Annotated in this window: 10 protein-coding genes and 3 pseudogenes; 1 reads left to right on the plus strand and 12 read right to left on the minus strand. The window is 64.6% G+C overall.

Going from position 1 to position 7,902, the window contains the following annotated elements:
• The 6 genes from U1E69_RS20820 to pcaD form a co-directional block, all read right to left on the minus strand.
• Positions 1-723 (minus strand): lyase family protein (locus U1E69_RS20820; protein WP_322246319.1); only part of this gene is annotated, 723 nt, incomplete at its 3' end.
• A gap of 3 nt (positions 724-726) precedes the next feature.
• A complete protein-coding gene (locus U1E69_RS20825; protein ID WP_322246320.1) occupies positions 727-1,563 on the minus strand; it encodes a 3-keto-5-aminohexanoate cleavage protein in 837 nt (278 codons plus the stop codon).
• 3 nt (positions 1,564-1,566) lie between these two features.
• Entirely contained in the window at positions 1,567-2,178 is a 612-nt protein-coding gene (pcaG, locus tag U1E69_RS20830; protein ID WP_322246321.1) for a protocatechuate 3,4-dioxygenase subunit alpha, read from the minus strand.
• A 1-nt stretch (position 2,179) separates the two neighbouring features.
• Positions 2,180-2,902, minus strand: a complete 723-nt coding sequence (gene pcaH / locus U1E69_RS20835; RefSeq protein WP_322246322.1) for a protocatechuate 3,4-dioxygenase subunit beta — start codon at positions 2,900-2,902, stop codon at positions 2,180-2,182.
• On the minus strand, positions 2,899-3,282 hold the full coding sequence (gene pcaC / locus U1E69_RS20840) for a 4-carboxymuconolactone decarboxylase (protein WP_322246323.1): 384 nt from the start codon (positions 3,280-3,282) through the stop codon (positions 2,899-2,901). The genes pcaH and pcaC overlap by 4 nt, the downstream gene beginning before the upstream one ends.
• Entirely contained in the window at positions 3,275-4,060 is a 786-nt protein-coding gene (gene pcaD / locus U1E69_RS20845) for a 3-oxoadipate enol-lactonase (RefSeq protein ID WP_322246324.1), read from the minus strand. The genes pcaC and pcaD overlap by 8 nt, the downstream gene beginning before the upstream one ends.
• An 83-nt stretch (positions 4,061-4,143) precedes the next feature.
• Between pcaD and U1E69_RS20850 the strand changes: the two genes are divergently transcribed.
• Complete coding sequence (locus tag U1E69_RS20850; protein WP_322246325.1) at positions 4,144-5,118, plus strand: LysR substrate-binding domain-containing protein; 975 nt, start codon at positions 4,144-4,146, stop codon at positions 5,116-5,118.
• 29 nt (positions 5,119-5,147) lie between these two features.
• On the opposite strand, the gene U1E69_RS20855 is transcribed toward U1E69_RS20850, so the two are convergent.
• From U1E69_RS20855 to U1E69_RS20880, 6 genes and pseudogenes are all read right to left on the minus strand, one after another.
• Entirely contained in the window at positions 5,148-5,423 is a 276-nt protein-coding gene (locus U1E69_RS20855) for a hypothetical protein (RefSeq protein ID WP_322246326.1), read from the minus strand.
• Complete coding sequence (locus tag U1E69_RS20860) at positions 5,420-5,974, minus strand: MarR family winged helix-turn-helix transcriptional regulator (RefSeq protein ID WP_322246327.1); 555 nt, start codon at positions 5,972-5,974, stop codon at positions 5,420-5,422. The genes U1E69_RS20855 and U1E69_RS20860 overlap by 4 nt, the downstream gene beginning before the upstream one ends.
• Positions 5,975-6,115: 141 nt before the next feature.
• The gene (locus U1E69_RS20865; protein ID WP_322246328.1) at positions 6,116-6,253 is read right to left on the minus strand and encodes a transposase domain-containing protein; all 138 of its coding nucleotides are present in this window, start codon (positions 6,251-6,253) and stop codon (positions 6,116-6,118) included.
• Positions 6,236-7,153 (minus strand): annotated as a pseudogene (gene tnpC, locus U1E69_RS20870) (IS66 family transposase); the annotation flags it as partial. The gene U1E69_RS20865 and the pseudogene tnpC, both read right to left, overlap by 18 nt.
• Positions 7,154-7,214: 61 nt before the next feature.
• A pseudogene (locus U1E69_RS20875) lies at positions 7,215-7,265 on the minus strand (hypothetical protein); the annotation flags it as partial.
• A 92-nt stretch (positions 7,266-7,357) separates the two neighbouring features.
• Positions 7,358-7,501: pseudogene (locus tag U1E69_RS20880) on the minus strand (transposase domain-containing protein); the annotation flags it as partial.
• Between the last annotated feature and the right edge of the window lie 401 nt (positions 7,502-7,902).

Raw genomic sequence — 7,902 nt, forward strand, 5'->3', positions numbered from 1 at the left:
GCGCGCCAGGTCGCCGGGGGCGGTGCGGTCGCTGTGCCAGCTGTGCCCGGGATCGCGCAGACCCAGTGTGTTGGCCAGCGCTGTCCGCACCTGCGGACCCTGCGGCCCCATCGCCGCCAAGGTGCCCGCGGCACCGGACAGCGACACCTGCAGCACCGCATCGCTCAATGAGTCCAGCCGCGCCTTCCAGTCCAGAAGCGGCCAGCCCCAGCCTGCCACCACCGCGCCAAAGCTGGTCGGCGTAGCGAACTGGCCATAGGTGCGCGCGGCCATCGGTTGCGCGGCCCCTGCCTGCGCCAGCGCGGCAAGGGTGGTCAGCAGTGCGTCAAGGCGTTTCTCCCACAGCGCCAGCAGCGGGCGCAGCCGCAGCGCGAGCGCGGTGTCCATGATGTCCTGGCTGGTCGCGCCCCAATGCAGGTATTGCATCGGCCCCGGCGCGCCCGCGGCCTTGCGGAACGCGGCCAGGAGGCCCGGGACCGGCACCCCGTTCAACGAGGTCTCATCGGCTAGCGCCGCAGGGTCGATCTGCACTTCCATCGCCGCGCTGCCGATGAAGGCGGCGGCATCGGCCGGGATCAGCCCCAGTGCGCCTTGCACCCGTGCCAAGGCCCCCTCGACCAGCAGCATGGCGCGGATCTCGGCGCTGTCGCCGAACAGTTGCGCGGCCTCAGCATCGCCGAAGAGGTGACCGTAAAGGGCGGAATCGGCGGGGGCTGCGGGCATCGGTCAGCCGGGCATCCGGAGGCCCAAGAGCGTCCGGGCCTGTGCCCAGGTTGCCACCGGGCGTTCGTATTTGTCGCACAGGTCAACCACCCGCCGGACCAGAGCCGCGTTCGAAGGCGCAAGCGTGGTCTTGTCCAGCCGCACGTTGTCTTCCAGCCCGGTGCGCGCGTGCCCGCCCGAGGACACCGCCCAGTCGTTCAACACGATCTGGCTCGGCCCGATCCCCGCCGCACACCAGGGCGCATCGAGGCCAAAGAGGCGGTGCACGGTCTTGATGTAGTAGTCGAACACCTCGCGGTCGGCAGGCATGGCGTTCTTCACGCCCATCACGAATTGCACATAGGGCCGGTCGGCGATCTGGCCTTTGTCCCACATTTCCTTGGCCTTGATGATATGAGACAGGTCGAAGGCCTCGATCTCGGGTTTGACGCCGTAAGTCTTCATCTCGGAGGCCAGCCAGTCCACCAGATCGGGCGGGTTTTCATAGACGCGGGTGGGAAAGTTGTTCGACCCGACCGACAGGCTCGCCATGTCGGGCTGCAGCGGAAGCATCCCGCCGCGCGTCTGGCCTGAGCCGGAACGCCCGCCAGTAGACAGTTGCACGATCATGCCGGGACAGTATTTTTCCAGCCCCTCCTTCAACGCCGCGAACTTTTCGGGGTCCGATGAGGGCGTCTCATCGGCATTGCGGACATGGCAGTGGGCAATGGTTGCCCCGGCCTCGAACGCCTCATGCGTGCTTTCGATCTGTTCGGTTACGGTGACCGGCACGGCCGGGTTGTCGGCCTTGCGCGGCAGCGAGCCGGTGATGGCGACGCAGATGATGCAGGGATTGGTCATCGCTTAAACGTCCATGAACACAGTTTCGTCGTCGCCTTGCAGGCGGATGTCAAAGCAGTAATGCCCCGGCCCGATCTTGCGCGCCAGCAGGGTTTCGCGGCGCGGTACCTGTTCGATCAGGTTCAGCACAGGGTCGGCGGCGTTGTCTTCGTCCTCGAAATACATCCGGGTGTTCAGCCCGATGTTGATGCCGCGCGCGACGATCCAGAAGCTGATATGCGGTGCCATGCGGCGGCCATTGCTGCCTATGACGGACCCCGGCTTGATGGTGTCGAACGACCACAGCCCGGTGTCGAAATCGGTGATGACCCGGCCCCAGCCGCGAAAACCGGGGGCGCAATCGGCGTGGCGCTGATCTTCCGCGTGGGGGTGGATGCCGTTCGCATCGGCCTGCCAGACCTCCAGCAGCACGTCCTTCACGGGTGCCCCGGTGCCGTCGAGCACCACGCCCTCAACCCGGATGCGTTCGCCCGCAGCGTCCGGCCCGGCGATCACTTGCCCCAGTTCCTGCCGGAAGATCGAGAACCCTGCCGCGCCCGGCGCAAGGCCGATGTGGACATAGGGTCCGGCGGTCTGCGAGGCGGATTCCTTCAGATAATTCAAAGTCTGAGCCACCTTAGTTCCCCTCCAGCCGATTCTCGAACAAGGTGGACCGGCGCCCGCGCAATACGATGTCGAACTTGTAGGCCAGACAATCCAGCGGAATGGCTGCGTTCATGTCCAGGGGCGCGATCAGCTGGTCGATAGCGCGGGGATCGGGGATGGTGGCGACGATGGGGCATTTCGCGATCAGCGGGTCGCCTTCGAAATACATCTGGGTGATCAGGCGCTGGCTGAACGCGGTGCCGAACACCGAGACATGGATATGCGCCGGCCGCCAGTTGTTCACCCAGTTGCGCCAAGGATAGGCACCGGGCTTGATGGTGCGGAAGAAGTAGTACCCGTCCGCATCGGTCAGGGTGCGCCCACATCCGCCAAAGTTGGGGTCAAGTGCGCCAAGATAGGTGTCCTTCTTGTGCCGGTAGCGCCCGGAGGCATTGGCCTGCCAGACCTCGACCAGCGTGCCCGGCACACCACGCCCGTTTTCGTCCAGCACCCGACCGTGAACGATGATCCGCTCGCCCACCGGATCGCCCGTCTTGGCGTAGTTGCGCAGAAGGTCGTTGTCGATCGGGTCGATGTCATTGTGGCCAAAGGTCGGGCCGGTGATCTCGGACAGCGAGCCCTGCAGCGACAGCATTGCCAGACGCGGGCTGCGGGCAACGCTGGTCTTGTAGTCCGGCGTCAGGGCCGGCGGCTGCCAGAGGCGGTCGCGCTGGTAGAATTCGGCAGGTTTCATGGATGCTCCTCTGCCATGGCGGCGAATGTGTCCTTGGCGATCCTGATGGCGTGGTTGGCGCGGGGGACACCGGCGTAGATGGCGACATGCAACAGCGCCTCCATCACATCGGCCTGACTAGCGCCGGTGTTGGTGGTGGCGCGGATGTGCATGGCCAGTTCGTGATCGTTGCCAAGGCCCGCCAGCAGCGCAATGGTCAGCATGCTGCGGTCGCGCAGGCTGATGGTGTCGCGGCTCCAGACGTGACCCCAGGCGGCATCGGTGATCAGCGCCTGAAACGGCGCGTCGGCAGCGGTCTTCGCGGCCTCGGCGCGGTCAACGTGGGCATCGCCCAGCACACGGCGGCGGGTCTTCATACCCTGGTCGGTCAGGTCAGACATCGGTGTGGGCTTTCAGGAAAGGGGCAACGAGCGCCACCCATTCCGCAGGGGCCTCGACGCAAGGCAGATGGCCCGCGCCGGGGATCTCGTGGAACTCTGCGCCTGGGATGAGGTCGGCCGTAGCCTTGACGATGGCGGAAGGGCTGGCCCCGTCCCCGGATCCGGCGATGACCAGCGTGGGCAGCCGCAGTGCGCGGGTCGCTTCGGTCTGGTCGGCCCCGGCAAGGGCCGCACAGGCGGCGACGTAGCCCGCCGCCGGGGTCCGGGCCAGCATGGCCCGCCACAGCGCAAGCTCAGCCTTGGCGCGGAAGGCCGGGGCGAACCAGCGTTCCATCACCGCATCGGCAATGCTGTCCAGCCCGCCCGCCTGTACGGCATCGATCCGGGCCTGCCAGCTTTCCACCGTGCCCAGCCGTGCCGCCGTGTTGGACAGGACCAGCGCGCGGATCAGGTCGGGGCGCAGCTCGGCCACCCGTTGCGCAATCAACCCGCCGATGGAAAGCCCGACAAAGACCACCGGCCCCTTGGCAACGGCCTCGATGACCGCGATGGCATCTTGCGCATGATCGTCCAGCTGCTCGCCGCCGCGAGAAGCCGACAACCCATGCCCGCGCTTGTCATAGCGGATCATCCGCAGGCCCGGCGGCAACAGCGGCAGCACCTTGTCCCACAGCCGCAGATCGGTGCCGAGTGAATTGGCAAAGACCACCGCAGGCGCGGCCTCCGGGCCGTCAAGCTGCACATGCAGCGCTCCGAACGGGCGTCTCAAGGCTTGCATCGTGTCTCCTCCTGGTCATAACCTAAACCGGATGAACCCGGCAGAATAATGCAAAGTGCAAAGAAACCCATAACCACATGATTATGCATTCTGCGATCAAGCTGCGCCACATCCGGGCCTTTCTGGACATTGCGGCCGAAGGCGGTCTGTCGGCGGTGGCGCGGCGGCACGGCATCAGCCAGCCCGCCCTGAGCCGCACGCTGGCCGAGCTGGAGGATTTGCTGGCCGTGCGCTTGTTCCGGCGCGAAAAGCGGCGGCTGGTGCTGACCGAGGCGGGCACAGCTTTCCGGCACCACGCCAGCCTTGGACTGCAGGCGCTGGAACAGGCCGCAGCGGTGCTGCGCCCCGGAGCCTCGGGTGGCACAATCCGGGTGGGCATCCTGCCGACAGCGGCCACGCGGCTGTTTCCCCGCGTGGCGCTGCGGTTCCACGCCGCACAGCCTGGCGCCCTGCTGAAGATCGAAACCGGACCGCATGCCTATCTTTTGGGCCTGCTGCGCGAGCGCAGGATTGACCTGATGATCGGCCGCATGCCCGCGCCGGATGAAATGGCCGGGCTGACCTTTGACCATCTCTATGAGGAGGACATCGTTCTGGTCCTTCGCGCAGGCCATCCGATGGCGGTGCAGCCCATACCGGTGCTCTTGGAGGTGGTGCCGCTGATCCTGCCGCCCGAAGGCGCGCTGATCCGGCGGTCGGTCGATGACTATCTGGCCAGCCTTGGCCTGTCCGGCCTGCGCCCTGCGGTCGAAACGGTGGCTCTTGCCATCGGGCGCGGTATCCTGGCCGGGTCGGACGCAGCCTGGTTCATCTCGCGCGGGGTGGTGGCCGAGGAACTGGACCGCGGCGATCTGGTCGTGGTGCCAACCGGCGTGCGCTTCCTGTCCGGAGCCGTCGGAATTACTCGAACGCAGTCGATACCGCCCCTTGCCGGGATAGAGCAACTGGTCAACCTCTGCCGCGAAAGCGCCGCGGATCATCAGTGGCGCGGCATTCCTGAGGGCCGCGCGCTGCGCTTTTGCGCGGCGATGCGGAACGGGGCGTTCGGCGCGCCATAGCCCTGATTGTTGCCCTGCCGCTGCACCACCTAGCAGAACAGCCCATCCGGGCGCGAGGCGGAATAGACCTGAAAGAATTGCCCGCCGGCGTCTTCGTCATACAGAACGTTGGCCGCCTTCATCCGGGCCACCAGCGCAGGGTCCAGACCAAAGCGCGCCTCGACATCGTCGTAGTAGTTCGCGCCTATTTCCAGCACTGGAAAGCCCCGCGCCGCCAAAGCTGTGGCAAAGATGTCGGCCGTCGCGAAGGCGGTCGTCGGAAACCATCGGCATGGCTTCTGGACGCGCTGGCTAGGCGTTTTCAAAGGTTTTGTAACGAACGAGTCGATGGCATCTTGATTCCTAATTGTGCCGCCGTTTTCTCATCGTACTCGAGATTACGAATCATCAATCCCATTGCGCGCTTCAAAGCCCGCACCTCTTTTTCTGACAATCCCTCGACAGCTACCGAGTTGATCTCGATTGCCAATGGCTCCAAACGGTCGCGCAATGCCCAGCCTTTCTCTGTCAGGAACGCATGTTGCCGTCGCTTGTTTCCGCCGACATTGGCGCGCGTGATAAACCCCGACTCCTCCATGCGCAGCAAGGCAGAGTGTGCAGTAGGTTCTGTCAACTGGGCTTTCTCACTGAGTTCGCGCTGAGACAGTCCATCATTCGTCCAAAGAATCCGCAGGAAGATCCACTGCCCAAAGCTTACGCCCTCTGTATGCAGGCGCATCTGCAGCGCGCGATTGAATGCGCGCGCCGCGAGACGAACAAGGCGCGCTAGGCGTTCCTCAGTTTGTTCGAGCCCCTGAGTTGCGATGGCCTTGCGGGGTAATTCAGTCATCTCTGCCTCTTGGGGTTCATTTGCCATTTCCGCCGCATGCCAGTGCCGGACCACAAGTCGTCCGAGCGAGGATATGACAATCCTCTGGTTTTCTCAAATCAGTTGTTGGTCAGACGATCAGGCATCGTGGGTCGGAAGTGGTGGAAATGTAACCGTCCGGGCTGAGCGCTATCTCTTCCAGCACCAGCGCAGCAGGTCATCAACCTTGGTGATCTTGTAGTCCGGGACGCGGGCGATGGTGTCGGCGAGCCAAGCGTTGGGATCGACGGTGTTGAGTTTGGCCGGCTCGATCAGCGTGTAGGCGATGGCCGCGGCTTTGCCGCCTGCCTCGAAGCCGACGAAGAGGTAGTTCTTCCGCCCGAGGGCGATAGCACTCATGCCGCGTTCGGTTGCATTGTTATCCAACTCAAGAATGCCGTTGTCGAGGTAGGGGCGCAGGCGCTCCATGCGGGTCAGGGCATAGCGGATGGCGGCTGCAAGCGGGGATTTGCCCGAGACCGTGGTGAGTTGCAGAGCCAGCCATACCTCGAGATCGTCGAAGACTGGGGCCGCATGTGCCTTGCGAAGTTCGACCCGGACATCTGGCGGCGACCCTCTGGCCTCTTTCTCGACGGCGTAGAGTTGGGCGATCCCGGCAATGGCATCTTCGGCAATCGGGGAGCCTTGCGACCGGTGGATGTCGACGAACTTGCGCCGCACATGGGCCATGCAGGCGACTTCGCGTATGGTGCCGGAGCGGTAGAGGTCCTCGAACCCGGCATAGCCGTCGGCATGCATCCAGCCGCGGAACCGGGCCAGGTGGTCTTTGCGGTGCTGGCCCTTGCGGTCGCCGGAACCGATACCAGGCTGCCGGGGGCGCGTCGCCACCCAGGGGCGTTCGTCGCGGGCGTAGGTCCAGAGCCTTGCGGTCTGGGTTTTGCAGTTGCCGGGAGCGAGCATGCTGATCGGCGTGTCATCGGCGAAGATCGCCTCGGCCGACAAGACATGGCGGCCAATGGCGTCTGCGAGGGGCTCCAGCAGGGCGGTGGATTTGCCGACCTAGTTGGCAAGCGTCGAGCGTTCCAGGTCGAGCTCTTCGCGGTCGAAGATCTGGCTCTGAGGGTAGAGCGACAGGTGGTCTGCACATTTGCTGACCAACAAATGGGCCAGCAGGCCTGGCCGTGGGCGGCCACGCTCTATGGGCCGCGAAGGCAGCGGGGCCTGCACGAAGCCGTTCAAAGCAGGTGCAGGTCAGGCGCGGGCGGAAGATGCGGTTAACGATGAAGCGTCCGGGGACATATTCAAGTTCCCGCGTGACATCCTCTCCGATCCTCCGCAATCGGCACAGGCATCAACGCCGGGGGTCAGCTCGACCTCCATCCGGGGGATGTGAACCGGGATCGGGCGGCGCTTGGGTTTGTCCTTCTCCTCGATGTCCGGCAGCTTCAGCCGCGCCGTCATCGCCGCGGCGGCAATCTCGCTGGTCTCGAGCGAGAGTTGCAACTGGTCCGCCGTCTCGGAAGACGCGCCAAACCGGTGCGCCCGGTGCCCGGCCAGCCGGTGGCGCAGCTTCACGATCAAGATACGCGATGATCCGTCAGCGGCGGGCCGGTGAAAAAAGACATGCGGTCTTACCCTTGACCTCGGCCAGAAGCCGCGCGGTAAAGCTGCGCAGTTCCTCGGGGTCTTCCGGCAAAGTCAGGGTCTGATCGAGCATGCAAGGAGTTTATCCAACTGTATTCCTTGTGAGAATCATTGATTGCACGACTGGCAGACTATCCTGCGGCCAGAGGCCGCCACGTCCGCTGCAGTGCCCGCCAGTCGATCCCCTCCAGCGAAGGGGTTCAGGAATACCCCGTCCAGTAATGCTGATGAATCTTTTCCGGACGAGATCAGGGTCTGCGACCCGTGTCACCCGCTGTATGGTCGGACATTTCGGGTTGTCCGTCGAACGAGCTATCGTGGGGGCAATTTTT

Source organism: Tabrizicola sp. (assembly GCF_034366665.1).
Classification (GTDB): Bacteria; Pseudomonadota; Alphaproteobacteria; order Rhodobacterales; family Rhodobacteraceae; genus Tabrizicola.